The sequence below is a fragment of the Verticiella sediminum genome (assembly GCF_007558815.1).
GTDB classification, from domain to species: domain Bacteria; phylum Pseudomonadota; class Gammaproteobacteria; order Burkholderiales; family Burkholderiaceae_B; genus Verticiella; species Verticiella sediminum.
Genome location: NZ_VLTJ01000039.1, coordinates 172,839 through 196,541 on the forward strand (window position 1 = coordinate 172,839; position 23,703 = coordinate 196,541).

The 23,703-nt window shown below is 69.6% G+C and carries 21 protein-coding genes, 1 pseudogene and 1 riboswitch; of the genes and pseudogenes, 14 read left to right on the top strand and 8 right to left on the bottom strand.

Annotated elements, in window-relative coordinates; all coding sequences use genetic code 11:
* Positions 1-56: 56 nt before the first annotated feature.
* Positions 57-887, bottom strand: coding sequence for a helix-turn-helix transcriptional regulator (locus FOZ76_RS20320; RefSeq protein ID WP_143950100.1), 831 nt, complete (start codon positions 885-887; stop codon positions 57-59).
* A 108-nt stretch (positions 888-995) separates the two neighbouring features.
* Here FOZ76_RS20320 and FOZ76_RS20325 point away from each other — a divergent pair, with 108 nt between their 5' ends.
* Both FOZ76_RS20325 and mntP read left to right on the top strand, forming a co-directional pair.
* Positions 996-1,766, top strand: a complete 771-nt coding sequence (locus FOZ76_RS20325) for a class I SAM-dependent methyltransferase (RefSeq protein WP_143950101.1) — start codon at positions 996-998, stop codon at positions 1,764-1,766.
* 127 nt (positions 1,767-1,893) lie between these two features.
* Positions 1,894-2,060: riboswitch (yybP-ykoY riboswitch) on the top strand.
* Between the two features lie 8 nt (positions 2,061-2,068).
* Complete coding sequence (gene mntP, locus FOZ76_RS20330; RefSeq protein ID WP_143950102.1) at positions 2,069-2,638, top strand: manganese efflux pump MntP; 570 nt, start codon at positions 2,069-2,071, stop codon at positions 2,636-2,638.
* Between the two features lie 77 nt (positions 2,639-2,715).
* Here the strand turns inward: mntP and FOZ76_RS20335 are convergent, their stop codons facing one another.
* A complete protein-coding gene (locus FOZ76_RS20335) occupies positions 2,716-3,012 on the bottom strand; it encodes a hypothetical protein (RefSeq protein WP_143950103.1) in 297 nt (98 codons plus the stop codon).
* A gap of 122 nt (positions 3,013-3,134) precedes the next feature.
* Positions 3,135-3,374: a hypothetical protein gene (locus FOZ76_RS20340; RefSeq protein WP_143950104.1), complete on the bottom strand. Its 240-nt coding sequence runs from the start codon at positions 3,372-3,374 to the stop codon at positions 3,135-3,137.
* Between the two features lie 157 nt (positions 3,375-3,531).
* Here FOZ76_RS20340 and FOZ76_RS20345 point away from each other — a divergent pair, with 157 nt between their 5' ends.
* The 9 genes and pseudogenes from FOZ76_RS20345 to FOZ76_RS20380 all read left to right on the top strand — a co-directional run bounded on the left by FOZ76_RS20345 (position 3,532) and on the right by FOZ76_RS20380 (position 15,910).
* Entirely contained in the window at positions 3,532-4,755 is a 1,224-nt protein-coding gene (locus FOZ76_RS20345) for an MFS transporter (RefSeq protein WP_246129666.1), read from the top strand.
* A 118-nt stretch (positions 4,756-4,873) separates the two neighbouring features.
* Positions 4,874-5,026 carry a hypothetical protein gene (locus FOZ76_RS27585; RefSeq protein ID WP_170235539.1) on the top strand — a complete coding sequence of 51 codons (153 nt, stop codon included), beginning with the start codon at positions 4,874-4,876 and terminating at the stop codon, positions 5,024-5,026.
* Between the two features lie 112 nt (positions 5,027-5,138).
* Complete coding sequence (gene parE / locus FOZ76_RS20350) at positions 5,139-7,100, top strand: DNA topoisomerase IV subunit B (RefSeq protein WP_143950105.1); 1,962 nt, start codon at positions 5,139-5,141, stop codon at positions 7,098-7,100.
* Positions 7,101-7,102: 2 nt separating this feature from the next.
* Positions 7,103-8,431: pseudogene (locus FOZ76_RS20355) on the top strand (MFS transporter); the annotation flags it as partial.
* Positions 8,432-8,464: 33 nt separating this feature from the next.
* Positions 8,465-10,774, top strand: a complete 2,310-nt coding sequence (gene parC / locus FOZ76_RS20360) for a DNA topoisomerase IV subunit A (RefSeq protein WP_143950107.1) — start codon at positions 8,465-8,467, stop codon at positions 10,772-10,774.
* A 79-nt stretch (positions 10,775-10,853) separates the two neighbouring features.
* Positions 10,854-12,113: an imelysin family protein gene (locus tag FOZ76_RS20365; protein ID WP_170235556.1), complete on the top strand. Its 1,260-nt coding sequence runs from the start codon at positions 10,854-10,856 to the stop codon at positions 12,111-12,113.
* A 38-nt stretch (positions 12,114-12,151) separates the two neighbouring features.
* Positions 12,152-13,702, top strand: a complete 1,551-nt coding sequence (locus FOZ76_RS20370) for a di-heme oxidoreductase family protein (RefSeq protein WP_143950109.1) — start codon at positions 12,152-12,154, stop codon at positions 13,700-13,702.
* Positions 13,699-14,766 (top strand): imelysin family protein, encoded by a 1,068-nt coding sequence (locus FOZ76_RS20375; protein WP_143950110.1) that lies wholly within the window; start codon positions 13,699-13,701, stop codon positions 14,764-14,766. Before FOZ76_RS20370 ends, FOZ76_RS20375 begins: the two co-directional genes overlap by 4 nt.
* Positions 14,747-15,910 (top strand): DUF1513 domain-containing protein, encoded by a 1,164-nt coding sequence (locus FOZ76_RS20380; RefSeq protein WP_425473324.1) that lies wholly within the window; start codon positions 14,747-14,749, stop codon positions 15,908-15,910. The genes FOZ76_RS20375 and FOZ76_RS20380 overlap by 20 nt, the downstream gene beginning before the upstream one ends.
* 93 nt (positions 15,911-16,003) lie before the next feature.
* Here the strand turns inward: FOZ76_RS20380 and FOZ76_RS20385 are convergent, their stop codons facing one another.
* Genes FOZ76_RS20385 through mltB form a run of 3 tightly spaced genes read right to left on the bottom strand, consistent with a single transcriptional unit; the run spans position 16,004 to position 18,557 of the window.
* Positions 16,004-16,615, bottom strand: coding sequence for an SCO family protein (locus tag FOZ76_RS20385; RefSeq protein WP_143950111.1), 612 nt, complete (start codon positions 16,613-16,615; stop codon positions 16,004-16,006).
* A gap of 17 nt (positions 16,616-16,632) precedes the next feature.
* A complete protein-coding gene (locus tag FOZ76_RS20390; protein ID WP_143950112.1) occupies positions 16,633-17,199 on the bottom strand; it encodes a TetR/AcrR family transcriptional regulator in 567 nt (188 codons plus the stop codon).
* A 35-nt stretch (positions 17,200-17,234) separates the two neighbouring features.
* Entirely contained in the window at positions 17,235-18,557 is a 1,323-nt protein-coding gene (gene mltB, locus FOZ76_RS20395) for a lytic murein transglycosylase B (RefSeq protein ID WP_170235557.1), read from the bottom strand.
* 80 nt (positions 18,558-18,637) lie between these two features.
* On the opposite strand from mltB, the gene FOZ76_RS20400 reads away from it, so the two are divergent.
* Positions 18,638-19,561, top strand: a complete 924-nt coding sequence (locus FOZ76_RS20400) for a histone deacetylase family protein (RefSeq protein WP_143950114.1) — start codon at positions 18,638-18,640, stop codon at positions 19,559-19,561.
* Between the two features lie 86 nt (positions 19,562-19,647).
* Here the strand turns inward: FOZ76_RS20400 and FOZ76_RS20405 are convergent, their stop codons facing one another.
* Together FOZ76_RS20405 and FOZ76_RS20410 are read right to left on the bottom strand one after the other, a co-directional pair.
* Positions 19,648-20,373, bottom strand: a complete 726-nt coding sequence (locus FOZ76_RS20405; RefSeq protein ID WP_143950115.1) for a FadR/GntR family transcriptional regulator — start codon at positions 20,371-20,373, stop codon at positions 19,648-19,650.
* Complete coding sequence (locus tag FOZ76_RS20410) at positions 20,357-21,784, bottom strand: FAD-binding oxidoreductase (protein ID WP_143950116.1); 1,428 nt, start codon at positions 21,782-21,784, stop codon at positions 20,357-20,359. Before FOZ76_RS20410 ends, FOZ76_RS20405 begins: the two co-directional genes overlap by 17 nt.
* A 179-nt stretch (positions 21,785-21,963) precedes the next feature.
* Between FOZ76_RS20410 and FOZ76_RS20415 the strand changes: the two genes are divergently transcribed.
* Both FOZ76_RS20415 and FOZ76_RS20420 read left to right on the top strand, forming a co-directional pair.
* The gene (locus FOZ76_RS20415) at positions 21,964-22,713 is read left to right on the top strand and encodes an electron transfer flavoprotein subunit beta/FixA family protein (protein ID WP_143950117.1); all 750 of its coding nucleotides are present in this window, start codon (positions 21,964-21,966) and stop codon (positions 22,711-22,713) included.
* A gap of 1 nt (position 22,714) precedes the next feature.
* Positions 22,715-23,644 carry an electron transfer flavoprotein subunit alpha/FixB family protein gene (locus FOZ76_RS20420; protein WP_143950118.1) on the top strand — a complete coding sequence of 310 codons (930 nt, stop codon included), beginning with the start codon at positions 22,715-22,717 and terminating at the stop codon, positions 23,642-23,644.
* Positions 23,645-23,703 lie beyond the last annotated feature (59 nt).

Below are 23,703 nucleotides of genomic sequence, written 5' to 3' on the forward strand. Positions count from 1 at the left end.
TCCTGCAGAGCGGGTCGGGGCGGGCCGCAGCGCTGCGGCAAGTCACGCTCTGCTCGTCAGCCCCTGTCCCGTAGCGTCTCGTGCGCGGCGGGGTCCACGCCTGTCGGTTGCAGCACGACCAGCTTGAGCGCCGGCTGCTGGGCTACGCGCAGCGTGAACTGCCAATAGTCGACCAGGCCCTGCCGCGGGTGGCGAAAGGCGCGCCGGCCGCCTTCGCGCGCGAGCACTTCGTGCGCTCGCCACGCCTCGGCGAAGGTCGCGCTCGCGGCCGCCAGTTCCTCCACCACGGCGTGGTGCTCCGGATCGCGCGCCTGGCCGGCGCTGTCGGCGCGGAACTCGGCCACGATGCGGCGCGCCCGGGTTTCCCAGTCCGCGATGCGTTGCGGCGCGTCGCGGTCCAGGAATACGTAGCGCAGTAGGTTGGGCCCGCGGCCGGCCTGCATGGCGATCCAGTCGCCGAAAAGCGCTACCGCGGGCGCGTTGGCGGCGCGCACGTCCCAGATGCTGTCCAGCACATAGGCGGGGCAATTCACGGCATGCACGAGCCCGGACAGCGAGGCGGGCGGCCCGGCGTCGTCCGGATGCGGTGCCGTGTCGAGCCGGCCGCCCAGGCGAAACAGATAGGCGCGTTCCGCCGGGGTGAGCCGCAAGCCGGTGGCGATCTCGGCCAACGTGCGCGCGGATACCGGGCCGGCCCGGCCTTGCTCGATCCAGGTGTACCAGGTCGGGCTGATGCCGCACAGCGCCGCCGCTTCTTCGCGCCGCAGTCCCTGCACGCGGCGCCGCCGACCGGCGGCAATGCCGAATTCGGCGGGCACGGCGCGCTCGCGCAGGGCGCGCACGAAGGCGCCCAGGGTGTCGTCCGGGATCGAGGGTTCGAGACTCATGGTATTGGATCTTATACCGGGATAAGTTGGTGCCTTGTACCATGTTGAGCGCAGGTCTATGGTGCGGTATCGCCAGCGTCGTCCGCTGGCTCGTTTCGAGAGATGTACATGACCACACACGAAGAATCCGTCCATCGCCAGTTCGATCCTCAAGCCCAGGCCTACCTGAACAGTGCCGTGCACGCGCAGGGGCCGGACCTGCGCGCAGCGCACGAACGCGTTGCCCGGACCTTGTCCGGGCAGTCCGCCGGCCTCGATCTGGGCTGTGGCGCCGGCCACCTGAGCTTCGCGTTGGCGCCGGCCGTCGTGCGTATGGTGGCCGCCGATCCCTCGGCGAGCATGTTGGCCACGGTGGCGCAGGCCGCCCATGCCCGGGGCCTCGCGCAAGTGGAGACGGCGCAGACCCATGCCGAATCGCTGCCGTTCCAGGCGGCGGCCTTCTCCTTCGTGGCAAGTCGCTACAGCGCCCATCACTGGCGCGACGTGCCGGCCGCGCTGCGCGAGGCGCACCGCGTCACCGCGCCGGGAGGCTACCTGCTCATGATCGACGTGATCGGGCCGGCCGATCCGCTGGTGGACACCCATTTCCAGACCCTGGAGCTGCTGCGCGACACCTCGCACGTGCGCGACTACAGCGACCGGGAATGGCGCGCGATGCTGGCGGATGCGGGCTACGCGGTGCTCGACGAGCAGAGCTGGCCGGTGCGCCTGGAGTTTGCGTCGTGGGTCCAGCGTATACGCACGCCCATGGCCAACGTTTCGATGATCCGCACCTTGCAGCAGGGCGCATCGAGCGAGGTGAGCGCGGCTCTGGCCTACGAGGAGGACGGCTCCTTCACGATGCGCACCGGCATGTACTGGTGCCAGCGGTGCGACTGAGCCGGTCCTGGGCGTAAAGAAGAAACAAGGCTGCCCGAGGCAGCCGCCGCGCACACCTGGACACCCGATGGCAAGCCCTGCCCGAAGCAGGGTATTTTGTCGCCGGACTCCTGCTAGAATTCGCCTTCCTTTTGGGGAGTAGCCTGCTTCCGGCCCCGCGCCGGGAGGCTTGCGTCAACACTCTTGGCCGCCAAGGCCATGGCGCAAGCGGCCTGTATGGCATGGCGAGACCAGGGGCGTTTTCGCGGGAAGGCCGGGCGCGGGAATGCCTTTGCGTCTGCCCGGCCGGAGCTTTCCCCTCCATGACCTGGCTGTCCACCCTGGTGATCGCTTTCGCGATGTCCACCGATGCCTTTGCTGCCGCCGTGAGCAAGGGTGCGAGCCTTAGCCGGCCCAAGTTCTCCGAAGCCCTGCGCACGGGTGTCATCTTTGGCGCCATCGAGGCGATCACGCCGCTGATCGGCTGGGCGCTGGGTTCGGTGGCCGCGCCCTATGTCGCGGCCTGGGATCACTGGATCGCTTTCTGTATGCTGACCGTGCTTGGCCTGCACATGATGCACAACGGCTACAAAACGGACCAGGCGGAAGCGCCCGTACGTACGCGGCACTCGTTCTGGCTGCTGGCAGCGACCGGGTTCGCCACCAGCATCGACGCCATGGCTGTGGGCGTGACCCTGGCCTTCATCGACAACAACATTCTCGTTACTGCCTCGGCCATCGGCATGGCGACCCTGCTCATGGTGACGCTGGGTGTCATGGTGGGCCGCATGCTCGGCGCGCTGGTGGGCAAGCGCGCCGAGATGCTGGGCGGCGCGGCGCTAATCGGCATTGGCGCGATCATCCTGTACGAGCACCTGAGCGCCGTCGCCTGATGCCGCGCCACTGTGGCTGCGTACGAGGCAGTGACCCGGGCCGCTGGAAGCCGCCCGGGTGCTGCTGCCGCGGGCGGCTACCGGGCCAGCTTGACCTCGAAATACGCTTCGGGCGCCTCGCCCAGGCCGTTGAAGCCGTCGTTGCGAGCCCGGCTGGCGGCCGCCAGCCACCGTTTGGCCAAGGCGACGTCGTCGGTGGACAACTCGTGTTCGCCGGTCTCCTCGGCGGCCTGCCAGGCCTTGTAGGCCGGTACGACTTCGGCGCCCCCGCCCAAGGCGCGTTCGAGCGTGCGCCGAAAGCGCGACTCGGCTTCGGTGCGATGCTTGTCGGAGATATCGGGAAAATCTTCGAGACGGATGGTGTAGGTATCCATGGCGGTGTTCTGCTCGGAATTGACTGTTGTTTTATACAGTAAATTCCGGGCGTGCGCCAAGCTCGGGGCGCAAGGCTGGGCCGCGCCGGCGGCCAACTTCTTGCGCCGCCGCGCGCGGGCCATCACTTCCTGCGGCTGACGCTGTCGTTCGTGCCGGCGCCGGGCAGGATCGCGTCGGCGATGGCGTCGCCGAAGCCGCGCGCCAGGCCGAGCTCGGTCAGGCCGCTGTCCGTGATGTGGAAGCGGCCGTCCTTGCGCACGATGTACCTGCCCTGCAGCAGCTTGGCCAGGCGTTCGTCGTCGGCAGGCAGCCGCCCTTCATGCAAGAGGCGCAAGGCTTTCTGTTCTTCGGCGGTGAGCATGGAGCATCTCCTTCCTGTGGGTGCGAGGCCGCTCGGCGAGCGGGGCCGTAAGGTTCAGCAAGCGGTATGCCCTTGCCGGTACCGTCAGGCAAAGGGGAGTATCATCGCGGGACCTACGAGAACAATGAGACCCGGCCCGCGGCCAAGGTTCCCCAGCATGACTTCCTCCCCCCCGGCCACGGCGCCCGCCACGCTGCGCAGCGCCATGCGTACGCTCATCCTCGGCACGATCATCGTCGTCTTCGCGATGGGCATTCGCGCCACCTTCGGGCTGTTCATGCAGCCGCTGGGCCTGGCGCATGGCTGGGGGCGCGACGTGTTCTCGATGGCGTTCGCGATCCAGAACATCGTGTGGGGCGTGTTCGCCATCGTGATGGGCACGGTCGCCGACCGCTACGGCGCCGGGCGCGCCATTGCGGTCGCCATCGCATGCTATGCCGCCGGGCTGCTCGGCCTGCGCTTCTCGAGCACCGAATGGCAGCTCTATCTCACGGCGGGCGTGCTGATCGGCATCGGCCAGGCCGGCACGACCTTCGCCGTGATCCTGCCGGTGGTCGCGCGCGCCGTGCCGCCGGCTTCGCGCAGCACGGCCATGGGCATCGCCAGCGCCGGCGGCTCGCTGGGGCAGTTCCTGATCGTGCCCACCGGCCAGTTCCTGATCGGTACCTTCGATTGGTCGGGCGCGCTCTGGGCGCTGTCCATGCTGGTCGCGATGTGCCTGCCGCTCGCGTATTTCCTGCGCGGCAGGCCGACCGCCGCCGCCGACGTGCGCGAGCTGTCCATGGGCCAGGCGGTGCGTGGCGCGCTGCGCGACCGCTCCTACCATTTCCTGTTCTGGAGCTACGCGGTCTGCGGTTTTCACACGGCTTTCATCACGCTGCACCTGCCGGCGTACGTGGTCGATCGCGGGCTGAGCGGGGCCAACGGCGCATTCGCCATTGCCCTGGTGGGGCTGTTCAATACCTTCGGCTCGTTCTGGGCCGGCAAGCTGGGCGGACGCTACAGCAAGAAGCGGCTGCTCGCCTGGACCTACTGGGCGCGCGGCCTCGGCATCCTGTTCCTGCTGTCGGTCCCGCTCACGCCGCTGACGCTGTACGTGTTCGCCGCCTGGATGGGCTTGTTCTGGCTGGGCACGGTGCCGCTCACCCAGGGCCTGATCGGCGACATGTTCGGCCTGCGCTTTGCCGCCACGCTGTCGGGCATGGTGTTCCTGGGGCACCAGGTCGGCAGCTTCCTGGGCGTGTGGCTGGGCGGCCGGCTCTACGTGGCGACCGGTTCCTACGACGTGGTATGGTGGCTGGGAGCGGCGCTCGCTCTCGTTGCCGGCGCGTTGTGCATGCCGGTGCGCGAGCAGCCGCGGGTGCAGCCCGCCGCTGCCTGAGGGCTGCAGATGCGGCCCGCTGCCGTCTGAGGGCTGCACCCGCGGCTCGCCACCGTCTGAGGGCGGCCGGCGCGGCGCCGCCCGCCCGTGCCTCTGTCCCATTCACGCGCTTTCCGCCATGAACGACGATACGCTGCGTCTGTCCCGCCGCTGGCGCTGGGCCGGCTACATCGCCCTGGCTGCCGTTCTCGGCCTGGGGCTCTGGGGTTATACCGACCCCGACATCATCCTCACCTGGGAAAACCTGCTGGCCCTGTGCGGGCTGGCCTGACGCCGCCAGGCAGGCCTGGCGGCGTAGCGCGCAGGACAACACACACGCAGCCCGCCTGCCGTGTTCGGCCCTGCGTACAATGGCGCCTTTGCCACCCGCGCAGACGCGAAACATGGCCACTCGCTATTCCGAAGAGTCGATCCGGGTCCTGAAGGGCCTGGAGCCGGTGCGCCAACGCCCCGGCATGTACACCCGCACCGAGAACCCCCTGCACATCGTGCAGGAGGTGATCGACAACGCCGCCGACGAGGCCCTGGCCGGCCACGGCAGGCACATCCAGGTCACGCTGCACGCCGACGCCAGCGTCACCGTCGAGGACGACGGGCGCGGCATCCCGGTCGGCCTGCACCCCGAGGAAAACGCGCCGGTGGTCGAGCTGGTCTTCACCCGCCTGCACGCGGGCGGCAAGTTCGACAAGCAGGGCGGCGGCGCGTATGCGTTCTCCGGTGGCCTGCACGGCGTGGGCGTGTCGGTCACCAATGCGCTCTCGTCGCGGCTGGAGGTCACGGTGTGGCGCGACGGCGGTGTCTCCGGCATGGTGTTCGCCGACGGCGAGGTGGTGCAGCCGCTCGCGCCGGTGCAGAACGCGCCGCGCAAGAAATCCGGCACGCGCGTGCGCTGCTGGCCCAATGCCAAGTACTTCGACAGCCCGGCGCTGCCGGTGCCGGACTTGGTGCGCCTGCTGCGCAGCAAGGCGGTGCTGCTGCCGGGCGTCAAGGTCACGTTCATCAACGAGAAGGCCGGCGGCCAGAAGCAGGAATGGCTCTACGCCGACGGCCTGCGCGGCTATCTCGGCGAGGCGCTGGCCGGCGTCGAGCTGCTGGTGCCGCTCACCGAGGGCGAGCAGTATGCCGGGCGCGACCACGAAAACTTCTCCGAAGGCGAGGGCGCCCAATGGGTGATCACCTGGGCCGCCGACGGCACGGTGGTGCGTGAATCCTACGTCAACCTGATTCCCACACCGGCGGGCGGCACGCACGAGGCCGGCCTGCGCGACGGGCTCTTCAATGCGGTCAAGACCTTCATCGAGCTGCACAATCTCATGCCCAAGGGTGTGAAGCTGCTGCCCGAGGACGTGTTCGCCCGCGCGAGCTTCGTACTCTCGGCCAAGGTGCTCGATCCGCAGTTCCAGGGCCAGATCAAGGAGAAGCTCAACAGCCGCGACGCCGTGCGTCTGGTGAGCGGCTTCGTCAAGCCCGCCATGGATCTCTGGCTGAACGCCAACGTCGAACACGCGAAGAAACTCGCCGAGCTGGTCATCCGCCAGGCCCAGGCGCGCGCGCGCTCCGCGCAGAAGGTGGAGAAGCGCAAGAGCTCCGGCGTGGCCGTGCTGCCCGGCAAGCTCACCGATTGCGAGAGCAGCGATGTGTCGCGCACCGAGGTCTTCCTGGTCGAGGGCGACTCGGCGGGCGGCTCGGCCAAGATGGGCCGCGACAAGGAGTTCCAGGCCATCCTGCCGCTGCGCGGCAAGGTGCTCAACGCCTGGGAGGTCGAGCGCGATCGCCTGTTCGCCAATAACGAGATCCATGACATCGCCGTAGCCATCGGCGTCGATCCGCACGGGCCGCGCGACAACCCGGACCTCTCGGGTCTGCGCTATGGCCGCATCTGCATCCTGTCGGATGCGGACGTCGACGGCTCGCATATCCAGGTGCTGCTGCTCACGCTGTTCTATCGCCACTTTCCCAGGCTCATCGAGGCGGGCAACGTGTTCGTCGCGCGCCCGCCGCTGTTCCGGGTCGATGTGCCCGCGCAGGGCAAGCGCCCGGCGCGCAAGATCTACTGCCTGGACGAGGGCGAACTCGAAGCCACCGAGGACCGGTTGCGCAAGGAAGGCGTGCGCGACGGCGCCTGGAGCATCAGCCGCTTCAAGGGCCTGGGCGAAATGAGCCCCGAGCAGCTCTGGGAGACCACCATGAACCCGGACACCCGGCGTTTGCTGCCGGTGCAACTGGGCGAGACCGGCGCCGAGGGCACCACGCGCATGTTCGAGATGCTGATGGGCAAGGGCGAGGCCTCGCAGCGGCGTTCCTGGCTGGAGGAAAAGGGCGACCTGGCCGAGGTGGACATCTGACCATGGGCGAGCCGCAAGCCGGTCAGCCTGGCCGCCCGAGCCAGTTCGCGCTGCTGCGCGAGCGCCGCTACGCGCCGTTCTTCCTGACGCAGTTGTCGGGCGCGCTCAACGACAACCTCTTCAAGATCGCCTTCACGTCGCTGGTCACCTACCAGGCGGCGCGGTTCGGCGGCGTCGATCCGGACACGGTCGCGTTCCTGATCTCGGCGATCTTCATCCTGCCCTTCCTGCTGTTTTCCGCGACCAGCGGCCAGCTCGCCGACAAGTACGATCGCGCCTTCATCATGCGTCTGGTCAAGCGGCTGGAGGTGGCGATCATGCTGGTCGGCGCGTACGGCTTTCTGCGCTACGACGTGCATGCGCTCTATCTCGTCACGTTCCTGATGGGGCTGCACTCCACGCTGTTCGGTCCGGCCAAGTACGCCTATCTGCCGCAGCACCTGGCGCCGGAAGAGCTGATCGGCGGCAACGCGCTGGTGCAGATGGCGACCTTCGTGGCGATCCTGGCGGGCACCATCGCCGGCGGCGAGCTTGCGCGCGTGGCTGCCGATCGCAGCGGCTGGATCGCCGCGGTCTGCCTGGTCGTGGCGGGCCTGGGGCTGCTCGCCTCGCGGCGCATTCCGGCCACGCCGGCGCCCGAGCCCGGCCTGCGCATCAACTGGAACCCGTTCACGGAGACCTGGCGCAACCTCGTCATGGCGGCCGAGGAGCGTGCGGTGCTCGTGGCCATGATCGCCATCTCCTGGCTCTGGTTCCTCGGCGCCACCTTCCTCGCCTCGTTCTTCGGCTATGCGCGCGGCGTGCTGTACGCCGACCAGGGCGTGCTCACGCTGTTGCTCACCATGTTCTCGATCGGCATCGGCGCGGGCGCGCTGCTGTGCGAGCGGCTCTCGGGCGGCCGTGTCGAGCTGGGGCTGGTGCCCGTCGGGGCGATCGGCATGACGCTGTTCGCGGGCGATCTCTACTTCGCCAGCCAGGGGATCGCCGACCCCGGCCATCTGCGCACGCTGGGCGAGTTCCTCGCCGCCGGCGCGAGCTGGCGCATCCTGGCCGATCTCTGGCTGCTCTCGCTCTTCGCGGGCATCTACAGCGTGCCGCTGTATGCCTACATCCAGAGCCGCTGCCGGCCCACCCACCGGGCCCGCATCATCGCCGCCAACAACATCCTCAACGCCCTGTTCATGGTCGCCTCCGCGCTTGCCGCGATGGCGCTGCTGGGCGCCGGTGTCACGCTGCCCGGGCTCTACGGCCTGACCGCGCTGGTCAATGTCGCGGTCGCCGTACTGCTGTGCGTGTGCGTGCCTGAATTCTTCACGCGCTTTCTGGCCTGGAGCCGCTTGCGCAAGAACGTATAGGAATCATCCATGTCCGATTCGGATCAACCCGGCCTGTTCGAGCCCGCGGACGACGCGGGCGAGGGCATCACGCTCGCGCAGTACGCCGAGCGGGCCTATCTCGATTACGCCGTCTCGGTGGTGAAGGGCCGCGCGCTGCCCGACCTCTCGGACGGCCAGAAGCCGGTGCAGCGGCGCATCCTCTACGCCATGCAGGCGATGAACCTGACGGCCGGCGCCAAGCCGGTGAAGTCCGCCCGGGTGGTCGGCGACGTGCTCGGCAAGTACCACCCGCATGGAGACCAGGCGGCCTACGACGCGCTGGTGCGCATGGCGCAGGCCTTCTCGCTGCGCTATCCGCTCATCGACGGACAGGGCAACTTCGGCTCGCGCGACGGCGACAACGCGGCGGCCATGCGCTATACGGAAGCCCGCCTGACGCCCATCGCCCAGTTGCTGCTCGACGAGCTCGACGAAGGCACGGTCGATTTCATGCCCAACTACGACGGCTCGCAGAAGGAGCCGAAGCAGTTGCCGGCGCGCCTGCCCATGGTGCTGCTCAACGGCGCGTCGGGCATCGCGGTGGGCATGGCCACCGAGATTCCCTCGCACAACCTGCGCGAGGTCACCCGCGCGGCCGTCGCGCTGCTCAAGAAACCCGGCCTGTCCGACGACGAGCTGCTCGCGCTGATGCCGGGCCCGGACTACCCGGGCGGCGGGCAGGTCATCACGCCGGCGGCCGACATCGCCCAGATCTACCGCACGGGACGCGGCTCGCTCAAGGTGCGCGCGCGCTGGAGCTTCGAGGAAATGGCGCGCGGGCAGTGGCAACTGGTGGTCACCGAGCTGCCGCCCGGCACCTCGGGCCAGCGCGTGCTCGAAGAAATCGAGAGCCTGACCAACCCGACGGTGCGGCCGGGCAAGAAGGCGCTCACCGCCGAGCAGCAGCAGAACAAGGCGCGCCTGCTCGCGCTGCTCGACGCCGTGCGCGACGAATCCGGCAAGGATGCCGCGGTACGCCTGGTGTTCGAGCCCAAGACCTCCAAGGTGGACCGCGACGAGCTGGTGACGGTGCTGCTCGCCCATACCTCGCTCGAGACCAACGCCAGCGTCAACCTGGTGATGGTCGGCAACGACGGCCGGCCGCGCCAGAAACCCCTGCGCGAGATTTTCACCGAGTGGCTGGATTTCCGCTTCGCCACCGTGACGCGGCGCTCGCGCCACCGCCTGGACAAGGTGCTCGACCGCATCCATGTGCTCGAAGGGCGCATGGTGGTGTATCTCAACGTGGACGAGGTGATCCGCACCATCCGCGAATCCGACGAGCCCAAGCCCGCGCTCATGCAGGCCTTCAAGCTCTCCGAGCGCCAGGCCGAGGACATCCTCGAGATGCGCCTGCGCCAGTTGGCGCGCTTGGAAGCGTTCAAGATCGAGCAGGAACTGAAGGAGCTGCGCGGCAAACAGACCGAGCTCGAGGAACTCCTCGAGAACCCGGGCAGCATGCGCCGGCTGATCACCAGGGAGATGGAAGCCGACGCGAAGAAGTACGGCGACGATCGCCGCACCTTGATCGAAGAGGCCGAGCGCGCGGTGCTGCAGGTGAAGGTGGTGGACGAGCCGGTCACGGTGATCGTCTCGCAGAAGGGCTGGCTGCGCGCGCGCCAGGGCCACGAGCACGACCGCGCGATGTTCAGCTTCAAGGCGGGCGACGACCTCTACGGCGCCTTCGAGTGCCGCACGGTCGACAACCTGGTCGCCTTCGGCGACAACGGCCGGGTGTATTCGGTGCCGGTGGCCAACCTGCCGTCGGCCCGCGGCGACGGCGTGCCCGTCACCACCCTCATCGACCTCGAGGCGGGCAGCCGGGTCGATCACATGATCGCCGGCGCGGCCGATGGCCGCTGGCTGGTGGCCACGCGCAACGGCCTGGGTTTCACGACCCGTCTGGGCGACATGTTCACGCGCCGCGGCGGCAAGCAGTTCGTCACCCTGGAAACCGGCGATGGTCTGTTGCGGCCCGTGCCGCTGTTCGACGGCGCCGAGCGCCTGGCCGTGCTGTCGGGCAAGGGCCGTCTGCTGGTGTTCGGCCTGGACGAACTGAAGCAGCTCGCCGGCGGCGGCCGCGGCACCCAGCTCATGGGGCTGGACGCGGGCGAGGGCATTGCCCAGCTCGTGCCGATCGGCGCGGGCGGCTTGCGCGTGGTCGGGATCTACCGCAATCGCGAGGTCGAGGACATCCTGAGCGGCGACGCGCTCGACGCCTATGTGGGCAAGCGTGCGCGCAAGGGCAAGCAGCTCCAGGCGCGTCCCAAGCAGCCCTTGCTCTCGCCGGTGCTCTGAGCAACCGTCCTGAGGGTGCCTGGTTGTCGAGAATAAAAATGGTTATCATTATTTGATTTTTCGATCGATGGTGGTATCCATGAAGAAGTGGCTGGCGGGTGTGGCGCTCGGATGTTGCGCATGGCAGGCGCATGCGGCGGTGGATGCGCAGGCGGTGGTAGAAACCTACGCGGACATCGCCCACGCGGCCTATCAGGATTCCCACGTCACGGCGCAGGCCCTGGACCGCGCCATCGACGCGCTGCTCGCCCAGCCGTCCGCTCAGACGCTGGCGGCCGCGCGCGCAGCCTGGATCGCCGCGCGCGTGCCCTACATGCAGACCGAGGCCTACCGTTTCTCCAACCCCATCGTGGACGATTGGGAGGGCGGGGTGAACGCCTGGCCGCTCGACGAGGGCTTGATCGATTACGTCGACGCCTCGTACGGCACGGTGTCGGACGCCAACGACTACTACGTGGTCAACGTGATCGCCCATCCCGAGCTGCAGGTGGGCGGCAAGACCATCGATGCCAGCCGCATCGATGCCGAGCTGCTGCGCGGCACGCTGCACGAGATCGGCGGCAACGAGGCCAACGTGGCCACCGGCTATCACGCCATCGAATTCCTGCTCTGGGGGCAGGACCTGAACGGTACCGGCCCGGGCGCGGGCAATCGGCCGGCCACCGATTTCGACCCCGCGAACTGCACCGGCGGCAACTGCGAGCGGCGTGCGCAGTACCTGAAGGCCGTCTCGTCGCTGCTGCTCGACGATCTGCAGGACATGACGCAGAACTGGGCGCCCGGAGGCGAGGCGCGCCGCGCGGTGCAGGACAAGCCGGCCAACGAAGCGCTGGCCGGCATGCTGCACGGGCTGGGCAGTCTGTCCTACGGCGAGCTGGCCGGCGAGCGCATGAAGCTCGGCCTGATGCTGCACGATCCCGAGGAGGAGCACGACTGCTTCTCCGACAACACGCACAACGCGCACTACTACGATCAGCTCGGCATCCGTAATGTCTATACAGGCAGCTATCGCCGGGTCGACGGTTCGGACGTGAGCGGGCCCAGCCTGTCGGACCTGGTGAAGGAGAAGGATGCCGGCCTGGACACCGAGATGCGCGAGCGCCTGGACGCGAGCATCGCCAGGCTGCAGGCGATCCGCGAGCGCGCGGACGCGGGCGAGCACTATGATCAGCTCATCGCCTCGGGCAATGCAGAGGGCAACGCGCTCGTGCAGGCGGCCATCGATGCCCTGGTGGTGCAGACGCGCAGCATCGAGCGCGTGGTAAGCGCGCTGGCCCTGGGCGCGGCCGACTTCGAAGGGTCCGACAGCCTGGACAGCCCCGAAGCCGTCTTCCAGTAATCCGACGAGGTGCCGCCGATGGCGGCACCGCCTGTGTCATGTCTTCTCGCACCCTCCGTGGCGTCGCGCTGGCCTGTCTCGGCGCGTTGTCCGCGACGCTGGCCGCGGCGCAGGCGGTCGATGCGCTGTCGTACCGCCACGACCTGGACGCGGCGACACGCGCGCGCGTGGCCCAGGTGCTCGCGCCGGCCACCGACTTCTCGCGCGCCGAATCCTTCGAAGCGATGCCGGCGGGCGCCGGCACCACCGACAGGCTGGTCAACGCAGACATCTTCTCGCAGCCCTCGGCCAACCTGGATTTCGAGGGGCGCCAGCGCTTTGCCGTGGGCAATGGCCTGTTCCGCAAGGACTGGGTCGCGGCGCCGTCCTCGACCCGTGCCTCCGACGGCTTGGGGCCGTTCTTCAACGCACGGTCCTGTCAGGCCTGCCATGTGAAGGACGGCCGGGCGCACGTGCCCGAATCGTTCGCCGGTCTGGAGCGCGAGGAGGCGGTCGGCCTGTTGCTGCGCCTGTCGGTGCCGGCGCTCACCGACGCCGAGCGCCGGCGCGTCGAGGCCCGCGAGATCAATACGCTGCCCGAGCCGCTCTATGGCGGGCAGTTGCAGAATTTCGCGGTGCCCGGCCTGGCGGCCGAAGGCAGCATCGCCATCGCCTACGAGGAGTTCCCGGTCGAGCTGGCCGGTGGCGAGACAGCGATGCTGCGCAAGCCCGCGTATCGCATCGAGAACCTCGGCTACGGGCCGATGCGCGAGGACGTGATGGTCTCGCCGCGCCTGGCGCCGCCGATGCTCGGCCTGGGTTTGCTGGAGGCGATCCACGAGGACGACATCCGCGCCAACGCCGATCGGCGCGACGACCCGGACGGCGTGCTCGGGCGCATCAACCGGGTGCCCGTGCTGCAGGCCGACGGATCGGTCACGCAGGGCGTGGGACGCTTCGGCTGGAAGGCGGGCCAGCCGACGATCACGCACCAGTCGGCGGATGCGTTCGCCAACGACATGGGTCTGTCGACCCGCCTGCATCCCGAGCCCTGGGGCGATTGCACCCCAGCCCAGGAACAGTGCCGTGGCATGCCGCACGGCGTGCAGGCCGATCTCGGCCCCTACGAAGTGCCGGACGAGGCGCTGGCCCTGGTCGACAGCTATGCGAGCAACCTGGCGGTGCCGCGCCGCCGCGACGTGAACGATGCGCGCGTGCTGGACGGCAAGCGCTTGTTCTACCAGGCGCGCTGCACGGCCTGCCATGTGCCCAAGTACGTCACCCGGCGCGATGCCGAGCGCCCGGAACACGCCTTCCAGCTCATCTGGCCCTACACCGACATGCTGCTGCACGACATGGGCGAGGGGCTCTCGGATGGGCGCCCCGAGGGCGAGGCCGGCCCGCGCGACTGGCGCACGCCGCCGCTCTGGGGCATCGGCCTGACCCACACCGTCAACCCGCGCGCGAGCTTCCTGCACGATGGACGCGCGCGCACCCTGCTCGAGGCCGTCCTGTGGCACGGCGGCGAGGCGCAGGCGGCACGCGACCGCGTGGTCGCCATGACCCCGCAGGAGCGCGCCGATCTCATCCGTTTCCTGGAGTCGCTATGAAGATACGCTGGGTCTGGCCGGCCTTGATCGTCCTGGGTAGCCAGACAGGGGCCGCCTGGGCCGACACGGTGGGCGAGCGCGCCATCGCGGGCTACATCGCGCCGGCGATGCAGCGCTACGCCGAGGCTGCGCCCGCCATGGGCGACGCGCTGTCGGCCTATTGCCGGGGCGAAGCCGACCGCGAGCGGCTGGATGCGGCCTTCGGCGCGCTGGCGCAGAGCTGGGCGCGGATCGAGTTCCTGCGCTTCGGCCCGCTGGTGGAGGCGAATCGCTACGAACGCAGCTTTTTCTGGCCGGACCCGCGCGGCGTAACACAGCGCCAGGTGCAAGCCGCGCTCGCCCGGCAGGACCCGGCCCTGGTCGCGCCGGGCGGGCTGGCCGCGGCCAGCGTGGCGGTGCAGGGCATCCCGGCGCTCGAGCTGGTGCTCTATCTCGAGTCTGGCGGTCTGGCCTCGCAGGCGCCCGCCGACGCCGACGACTACCGCTGCCGCTACGGACAGGCGCTGACCACGGCGCTGGCCGGCATCGGGCGCGAACTCGCCGCCGCCTGGTCGCCGGGTGGGCAAGTGCACGAGGAGTTCGCGCATCCCGGCCCCGACGCCAATCTGTATCGCGACGACACGGAGGTCATCGCCGAACTGCTCAAGGCGGTCTCGGGCGGCCTGCACTTCGCACGCGACGCCAAGCTCGTCCCGGCCCTGGGCGCGACGGCCGACACCGCCCGGCCCACGCGCGCGCCGCTGGCGCGCAGCGGCATGGCGCTGCCGGCCATGGCGGCGGGCGTGCGCGGCGCCGGGGAGCTGTTCGCGGCGGCGGGTCTCGCGCCGCGCTTCGAGGACGTCCAGCGCTGGATGGCCGCCAGCGTTCCCCAGCAGGCCGCACGCATCGCCGATGCACTGCAGACGGTGGAGCCGCCCTGGGCGGCGGCGCTGGCCGATGCCGGTACGCGTTCGCGCCTGGCCGCGGCCGCAGCCGATCTGCAGTCTCTCAAGACCATGCTCGAGGGGCCGGTGGCCGAGGCGCTCGGCGTGAAGGTGGGTTTCAATGCGCTCGACGGCGATTGACGCCGGGCACGCGCGCCCGCGCCCGCCCATGCGCAGGCGGGTGCTGCAAGCGTTGGGGGCGGGCGGCCTGGCGGCGGCCGTGGCCCGGCCGTCGCTCGCCGCGCAGCCGCAGGCCGATGCCGTGCGCTACGTCGCATGCCGGCAGCGCGACGGCGCACAGGAGGCCGCCGTCATTGACCTGCAAGGGCGCGACCAGGCCGTCGTGCCCCTGCCCGAGCGAGGCCACAGCTTTGCCATCGACCCGCCGACCCGGCGCATCGTCGCGTTCGGCCGACAGCCGGGCTTCTATGCGCTGGCCTTCGACGAACACGGGCGCCAACTCGCCGAGCTGCCCCTGCCCGAGGATCGGCACTACTTCGGCCACGGCGTCTTCGTCGATGGCGGGCGGCGCCTGCTGGCCACGGAAAACGATTTCGACGGTGCGCGCGGCGTGCTGGGCGTCTACGACGCGAGCGCGGGCGGCGGGTATCGCCGACTGGGCGAACTCGACGGGGGCGGCGTCGGGCCGCACGAGGTCGTGGCCCTGCCGGGTACGCGGATCGTCGTGGTCGCCAACGGCGGGATACAGACCCATCCGGACTACGGCAAGATGGCGCTGAACCTGGCCGCCATGCGCCCCTCGCTCGTGTACCTGGACTGGTCGAACGGCGACATCCTGGAACGCGTGGAGCTGGGCGATGCGCTGCGCCAGCTCTCGATCCGCCATCTGGCCGTCGACGGCGACGGCCGGGTCTGGTTCGGTTGCCAATACGTGGGCCCGGCGGGCGACAGGCCGGCCCTGGTCGGCAGCCACCGGCGTGGCCAGGCGCAGGCGCGCCTGCATGAAGGCAGCGCCGAGGTGTTGCGCGGCCTGGACAACTACGTGGGTTCGATGGCAGTGGACTGGAGCGGTACCATCGTGGCGACTTCCAGCCCGGTGGGCGGGGCGGTGGCCTACTGGGAGGCGGCGAGCGGACGTCTGCTCGGCACGACCGCGCTCGGCGACGGCTGCGGCGTGGCGCCGGGGCGGGGCGCGGGCGACTTCCTGCTGTCCAGCGGCGAGGGCGAGCTGCGCCGCGTGCACGCGGCGCAGCCGGGCCGTACGCTGCTGCGTGTGGAGGGCCTCGCCTGGGACAATCACATGCGCCGCCTGGACAAGGTCTGAATGCCTGCGCGGTCGCGGGTGCGGGCCACCGCCGGCCGGCGAGGCCGATACCGCCACGGCCGCCATGCACGGCCGGCCGCGGCCACGCACGAATCAGGTCTCCGCGGCCAACTGGCCCAGCACGCGGGCGAGCTCGGACGTGCTGCCGGGTGCGTCGATGTCGGTCACCAGGTAGCGCGCCGCACCCTTGCGGTCGAACACGAAGACGCCCTTGCTGTGGCTGACCTCATAGTTGGTGTCGCCCGGGTTCGCGGGTTCGGAGATCTGAAACGAGACCCGGTAGCGGCGCGCGAGGTCCTGGATCTGGCGCGGCGTGCCCGCCAGGCCGAGCGCCTGCTCGTCGTCGAAGGCGCGCACGTAGGCCGCCAGCATCTCGGGGGTGTCGCGATGCGGGTCCACGCTGATGAACAGGATGCGGACATCGTCGCCGGCAGGCCCCAGGCTGCGGCGTACTTGCGTCAGGTGCGCCATCGTCGTCGGGCAAACGTCGGGACAATTGGCGTAGCCGAAGAACACCAGCGCGATCCGGCCGGCGACGTCGCGCTCGGTGACCGGCTTGTCGGCGCTTTGCAGGCTGAAGCGCAGGTCGGGCAGGCGGTTCTGTACGCCGACCACGGGCTGGTGGGCCGGGTCCTGGCAGGCCGCGAGCCAGAGCGGTGCGAACGCAAGCACGGCGATGCCCAGCCAGCGGCGGGCCGCCCGCATCGTAGGCCGACGGTGCCTCAGCACGGCGACGGTGCGCTCGACGGCCGCCGGCGCGCGCCGTCGAGCAGCACGGCGCATACCACGCGATTCATCTCGGCCGGCGCGAGCCGGCCCTCGTGCGCCGCTTCGCCGGCGGCATGCAGGAGCGCGCCGAGGGCATCGACCAGCCAGCTCGCCGATACGTCGATGCGAAAGGTGCCGTTTTCCTGGCCGCGCTGGAAGAACTGCGTGAGACGGTCGCGGTCGCGCTGCCAATCTTCCTCGAGCTGGCAGACCGCGGCCCCGGCGTGGTGGCGCAGGAACAGATAGAAGCTGGCATTCGGCGTGAGCGTGGACACCAGGCGTTGCAGCGCTTCGTCCGCCGGGCCTTCTTCGAGGCGCACGTCGGCGAAGGCTCCGCGACAGGCGCCCATGGCGGCTTCCGTGATCTCACGCACGAGTTCGTCACGCGACGATACGTGGCGATGCAGGGTGGCACGGCTCACGCCCAGCGCCTGGGCGAGCTGTTCCATCGAAGCTCCAGGGTCGCGCACCAGGGCTTCGGCCAAGGTGCGCAGTACACCTGCGCGTTGGGAAGTGCTCATGTCGATAGTGTCTCAAATGATACGTCATTGTATCATCATAGACTGCTGCGCCGCCGTTCGAGTTCTGCCGCCAGGTCGGCCACCGCGCTGGCGTAGAAATAGCTGCGGTTGTAGTGCGTGATGGCGAAGAAATTGGGTGTGCCCAGGCGGTATTCGACGGTGCCGGCGCCGTCGTTGGGCAGGTTGACCACCCCCAGCGGCGAGCGTTGCCACGACTGCGTGCCGTCGTCGCCCAGGCCGCCCGAGACCAGCCCGGCCATGGCCGGGCGGGCGTCCTGCACGCCGTCGCGCTGCAACTGCGCCCACGCGCGCCTGGGCTCGAGCCCGCCGTCGACCAGTGCGCTGGCATTGGCCGGCATGCGCACCGGCGCGAACACCGGCTGGCCGGCGCGCCAGCCGTGGGCAGCCAGGTAGTTCGCCACGGAATGGACGGCGTCGCGCGGGTTGTTCGCGAGGTCGGGCATGCCGCGCCCGCCCGTGCTCACACCGAAATCACGGATGCTGCTGGGCATGAATTGCGACATGCCCATGGCCCCCGCGTAGGAGCCGAGCGGGGCCTCGGGCGCGATGCCGTCGCGGATGGTGGCCGCGAGGAATTCGGCCAGTTCGCCGCGAAAGTACTCGCTGCGGTCGCGCTCGCCCGTGCCTGGATAGGAGAAGGACAGCGTGTACAGCGCGTCGAGCACCCGGAAGTTGCCCATGTTCCTGCCGTATACGGTCTCCACCCCGATGATCGCGACGATCACCGAGGCCGGCACGCCATAGCGCCGTTCGGCCTCGGCCAGGTCGCGCGCGTTCTCCTGCCAGAAGGCGAGGCCGTGGCGGATGCGGATGGGCTCGACGAAGCGCGCCCGGTAGGCGGGCCAGCTACGCTTGCGCACGCCCGGGGGCGCGCTGGACGGCGTCATGAGCCGCACGACCGTGGCGTTGTAGCGCGCATTGGCGAGCGCAGCTTCGACGGCGGGCAGCGGCAGGTCGAACTTGCGCGCGACTTCCTGCGCATAGGCCTCCTCGCGGTCGGGCAGCGGATCGAGCGCGGCTCGTTCCGGCGCGCCCAGCGGGATGCCGGCGCCGGCGTGCGTCGCCTGAGGCGACGCAGCGCGCGCAGGTGCAGGTGCAGGTGCAGGCGCCGGGACCGGTACGGCGGTGGCCCCGGCGGCCGACGCCACGCGCTCGCCGCGGGCGGCCAGGCTGGCCGTGGGCTGGGGCGGTGGCGTCCAGGGTTGGCTGACCGCGGCCGCGGCGACGCCGCCCGGCGCCGGCTCGGCCGCGTGCTGGGCGGCGGGAGGCTGCGTCGTTGCGCAACCGGCCAGCAGGCCGGCGAGCAGCAACGGACTGACCCGTGTGTGTAACCTCATCGGTGGCCTCCCTGGCGGGCGCGCCGGCCGTTGCGGCGGGCGGTTCCCGCCGCGTGGCGCAGCGCGCATAATCATGCGTTATGACGACAATGTACATCACCCACGGAGACTGCCGGTTGCATGAGATGGGTAGCTGGCATCCCGAGTCGCCCGCGCGCCTGGATGCCATCTCCGACCATCTGTTGGCCACCGGATTGCTGGCGAACTGCATCGAGCGCGAGGCGACGCCGGCCTCCCGCGAGGCGATCGCGCGCGTGCATCCGCCCGCCTACCAGGACTGGCTCGCCGCGCGGGCGCCGGCCGAGGGCTACGCGCCCATCGACCCCGATACGCTCATGAATCCCCACACCCTGCGCGCCGCCCACCTGGCCGCGGGCGCGGCCGTCGACGCGGTCGACGCCGTGCTGGGCGGCGCGGCCGAGACTGCCTTCTGCGCGGTGCGCCCGCCTGGCCACCATGCCGAGCCGAGCCAGGCCATGGGTTTCTGCTTTTTCGGCAACGTCGCCATCGCGGCGCGCCACGCGCTCGAGGCGCACGGGCTGGAGCGCGTGGCGGTGATCGATTTCGACGTGCATCACGGCAACGGCACCGAGACGGCGCTGTCCGGCGACGCGCGCGTGCTGATGTGCAGTTTCTTCCAGCACCCGTTCTATCCCTTCAGCGGTACGCGGCAACCCGCGCCCAACATGGTCAACCTGCCGGTATCGGCATACGCCGACGGCGCGGTGATCCGGCCGCTGGTCGAGCAGGTCTGGCTGCCGCGGCTGAAAGCCCACCGGCCCCAGTTGATCCTGTTCTCCGCCGGCTTCGACGGCCACCGCGACGACGACATGGGGCAGCTCGGCCTGCTCGAGGCCGACTACGCCTGGATCACGGAACAGGTGATGGCCGTGGCGCGCGAGCATGCCCGCGGACGCGCCGTGAGCTGCCTCGAGGGTGGCTATGAGCTGCAATCGCTGGCGCGCAGCGTGGCGGCGCACCTGCGTGCGCTGGGCGACTTCTGAATCTTGCATGCGTCGGGCCGCCGGGGGCCGGCAACCCCGCGCCCTGCGGCCTTGGCTGCGCGCACGGCGCCAGCCCGGGCGATGGCTCAGCTCGCTTCGCTGGTTGCCTCGAGCAGGGGCAGGCCCAGCCGCTTCGCCGCGTTGCGTATGTGCGCCTGGATCGCCTTGCGGGCGGCTTCCGGCTCGCGCGCCTCGATGGCCTCGAAGATCCGCACGTGCTCGTCATGCGCATCGCGCCAGGTGCCGCGCAGCATCGAATGCATGCGCGCGGTTTCGATGGCGGCGTCGATGTGCTGGGCAAGAAAGGTATAGAGCTCGATGAAGAGCGGGTTGCCGGTGGCCTGCGCCAGCAACTGATGGAAATGCGCGTCGGCGAACGTGCCGTCCTTTTCCGACGCGACCGCGCGCGCCATCACGTGCAGCGCCGAGCGCAGGCTCTCCAACTGCAGGTCGGTACGCCGGATGGCGGCCAGGCGCGCGGCTTCGCTTTCCACGGCCTGGCGCAGCTCGAACACGCGGATCAGCCGGTGCAGGTGATCGTCGTCGTCGTCCAGGCGGAACGCCGGGCTGAGGAAGGTGTCGGTGGCGAATGCGCCCGCGCCCTGCACGATGCGCACCAGGCCCTCGTGCTTGAGGCGCGAAAGGGCCTCGCGCACCACCGACATGCTCACGCCGAAGCTGGCCGACAGCTCGCTGCCGGTGGGCAGGCGCTCGCCCGGCGCGTAGGTGCCGGCGAGCAGGCGGCCGCGCAGCTCGCTGGCGAGTTCGTCGGCGAGCGAGGCGCGCTTCAGGCGGTCAGACTTGTCCTGCATCCTGCAGCGTCTTGCCAGGGTTCATCAGGCCCTGCGGGTCGAGCGCCTGCTTGATGCGCTGCATGAGGGCGAGTTCCACCGGGTTCTTGTAGCGCACCAGCTCGTCGCGCTTCAACTGGCCGACGCCGTGCTCGGCGCTGATCGAACCGTCGAAGGCATGCACGCTGTCGTGCACCAGTTGGTAGATGTCGTCCTGGCGCGCGAGCACCGCGGGCTCGGCTTCGCCGACCGGCCCCTGCACGTTGTAGTGCAGGTTGCCGTCGCCGAGGTGGCCGAAGGTGATGTTGCGCACGCCCGGGAAGTGCTCCTGCAGCAGGGTGTCGGTGGCGGCCACGAAATCCGCGATGCGCGAGATCGGGATCGAGACATCGTGCTTGATGTTCTTGCCTTCCTCGGCCTGGGCGAGCGGGATGCTCTCGCGCAGGTGCCACATGGCGTGGCTTTGCGCCAGGTTCTCGGCGATGGCCGCATCCTGCACCTCGCCGTCTTCCAGCGCGGCGCCGAGCACGGCCTCGAAGCGTTCGCGCGCATGCGCCTCGCTTTCGCTGTCGGAGAGTTCGAGCAGGGCGTACCAGGCGTGCTGCTCCACGGAGCCGTCGAAGGGTAGGCGCTGCTGCGGATAGTGGCGCGTGACCAGCTCCAGGCAGGCGGCCGACATCAGTTCGAAGCCGGTCAGCGAGGCGCCGAAGCCCGCGCGCGCCCGGGAAAGGAACGCGACCGCATCGGGCACCGAGGCGAGCGCGAGCAGGGCAGTGCAGCGCGCCACAGGCATCGGATAGAGCTTGAGCGTGGCGGCGGTGATGATGCCGAGCGTGCCTTCGCTGCCTACGTAGAGATCGCGCAGGTCGTAGCCGGTGTTGTCCTTGCGCAAGCCGCGCAGGCCGTTCCAGACCTCGCCCTGGGGCGTGACCACCTCGAGGCCCAGGGTGAGATCACGGGTGTTGCCGTAGCGCAGGACCTGGGTGCCGCCGGCATTGGTAGCGAGGTTGCCGCCGATCGTGCAACTGCCCTCGGCCGCCAGCGACAGCGGAAAGAGGCGGTTGGCGTTGCGCGCCACCTCCTGCAGATTCTGCAGGATGCAGCCGGCCTCGACCGTCATGGTGTCGTTGTCGGTGTCGACCGTGCGCACCCGGTTCATCCGGCCCAGCGAGATCACCACGGCGCGGCCGGTGGCGTCCGGCGTGGCGCCGCCGACCAGGCCGGTGTTGCCGCCTTGCGGCACCACCGGCGCGCCGTGTTCGGCACAGAGTTTGACCACCGCGGCGACCTGGGCCGTGTCGGCCGGACGCACGACGGCCAGCGCGCTGCCTGTGTAGCGGCCGCGCCAGTCGGTCAGGTAGGAGGCGGCGTCGTCGCCCGTGAGGACGTACTGGGCACCCAGGAGATGTTGGAGCGCTTCTAGCAGGTTCATCGCGGTTGGAGCAGAGGTTCGGATTGTGTTAGTGTTCAGCCTTGAGTTCTAAGGTTATCTGAAGACTTCGCGCATCTTAGCATGCGCATCCGGCCCCAGCCGCAAGCGGTTGCAGGCACGGAAAAGAACATTCCATCCCGCCCGGCGCATGCCGGGAACAACAACGAGAGGCCGCTTCAATGAAGGTGCTGGTGCCCGTCAAGCGCGTGGTTGACTACAACGTCAAGGTGCGCGTCAAGTCCGACCAAACCGGTGTGGACATCGCAAACGTCAAGATGTCGATGAACCCGTTCGACGAAATCGCCGTCGAAGAAGCCGTGCGCCTGAAGGAAAAGGGCGCCGCGACCGAGGTCATCGCCGTGTCCGCCGGTGTCGCCCAGGCTCAGGAAACCCTGCGCACCGCCATGGCGATCGGCGCCGACCGCGCCATCCTGGTCGAGACCAACGCCGAGCTGCAGCCGCTGGCCGTTGCCAAGCTGCTCAAGGCCGTGGTCGACAAGGAGTCCCCCGAACTGGTCATCCTCGGCAAGCAGGCCATCGATGACGACGCCAACCAGACCGGCCAGATGCTCGCCGCGCTGCTGGGCTGGCCGCAGGCCACGTTCGCCAGCAAGCTCGAGATCGCCGACGGCAAGGCCACGGTCACCCGCGAAGTCGACGGCGGCCTGGAAACCATCGCGCTGACCCTGCCGGCCATCGTCACCACCGACCTGCGCCTGAACGAGCCGCGCTACGTCACGCTGCCGAACATCATGAAGGCCAAGAAGAAGCCGCTCGACAACGTCAAGCCGGAAGATCTCGGCGTGGACGTCGCGCCGCGCCTGAAGACCCTGAAGGTTGCCGAGCCGCCGGGCCGCAAGGCCGGCATCAAGGTGCCGGACGTCGCCGCCCTGGTCGACAAACTCAAGAACGAAGCGAAGGTGATCTGACATGACGACCCTGGTTATTGCCGAACACGACAACAAGGAACTGAAGGGCGCCACCCTGAACACCGTGGCCGCCGCCAGCCAGATGGGCGGCGACGTGCACGTGCTGGTGCTCGGCAGCGGCGCCTCCGCCGTGGCCGATGCCGCCAAGGGCATCGCCGGCGTGAGCAAGGTGCTGCTGGCCGACGCCCCGCACCTGGGCGACCAACTGGCCGAGAACGCCGCGGCCCAGGTCGTGGCCATCGCCAAGGACTACAGCCACATCGTCTTCCCGGCCACCGCCTCGGGCAAGAACGTCGCCCCGCGCGTGGCCGCGCTGCTCGATTCCGCGCAGATCTCCGATATCATCGCCGTCGATTCGCCGGACACCTTCCAGCGTCCGATCTACGCCGGCAATGCGATCGCCACCGTGCAGTCGGCCGATCCGGTCAAGGTCATCACCGTGCGTACCACGGGCTTTGACGCGGCCGCCGCCACCGGCGGTTCGGCTGCCGTCGAGAACGTCGAGGCGGTTGCCGACTCCGGCAAGTCGAGCTTCGTCGGCCGCGAAGTCGCCAAGAGCGACCGTCCGGAACTGGCCGGCGCCAAGATCGTCGTCTCCGGCGGTCGCGGCATGGGCAGCGCCGAGAACTTCAAGATCCTCGATCCGCTCGCCGACAAGCTCGGCGCCGCCCTGGGCGCCTCGCGCGCCGCGGTCGACGCCGGCTACGCGCCCAACGACTGGCAGGTCGGCCAGACCGGCAAGATCGTCGCGCCGCAGCTCTACGTCGCGATCGGCATCTCCGGTGCCATCCAGCATTTGGCCGGCATGAAGGATTCGAAGGTCATCGTCGCCATCAACAAGGACGAGGAAGCGCCGATCTTCGGCGTGGCCGACTACGGCCTGGTCGGCGATCTGTTCACGGTCGTGCCGGACCTGGTCAAGGCGCTGTAATCGCGTCTGGCCATCGTGCCATCGCCGCCGCCCGCCTGCGATAATCCACGCAGACGGGC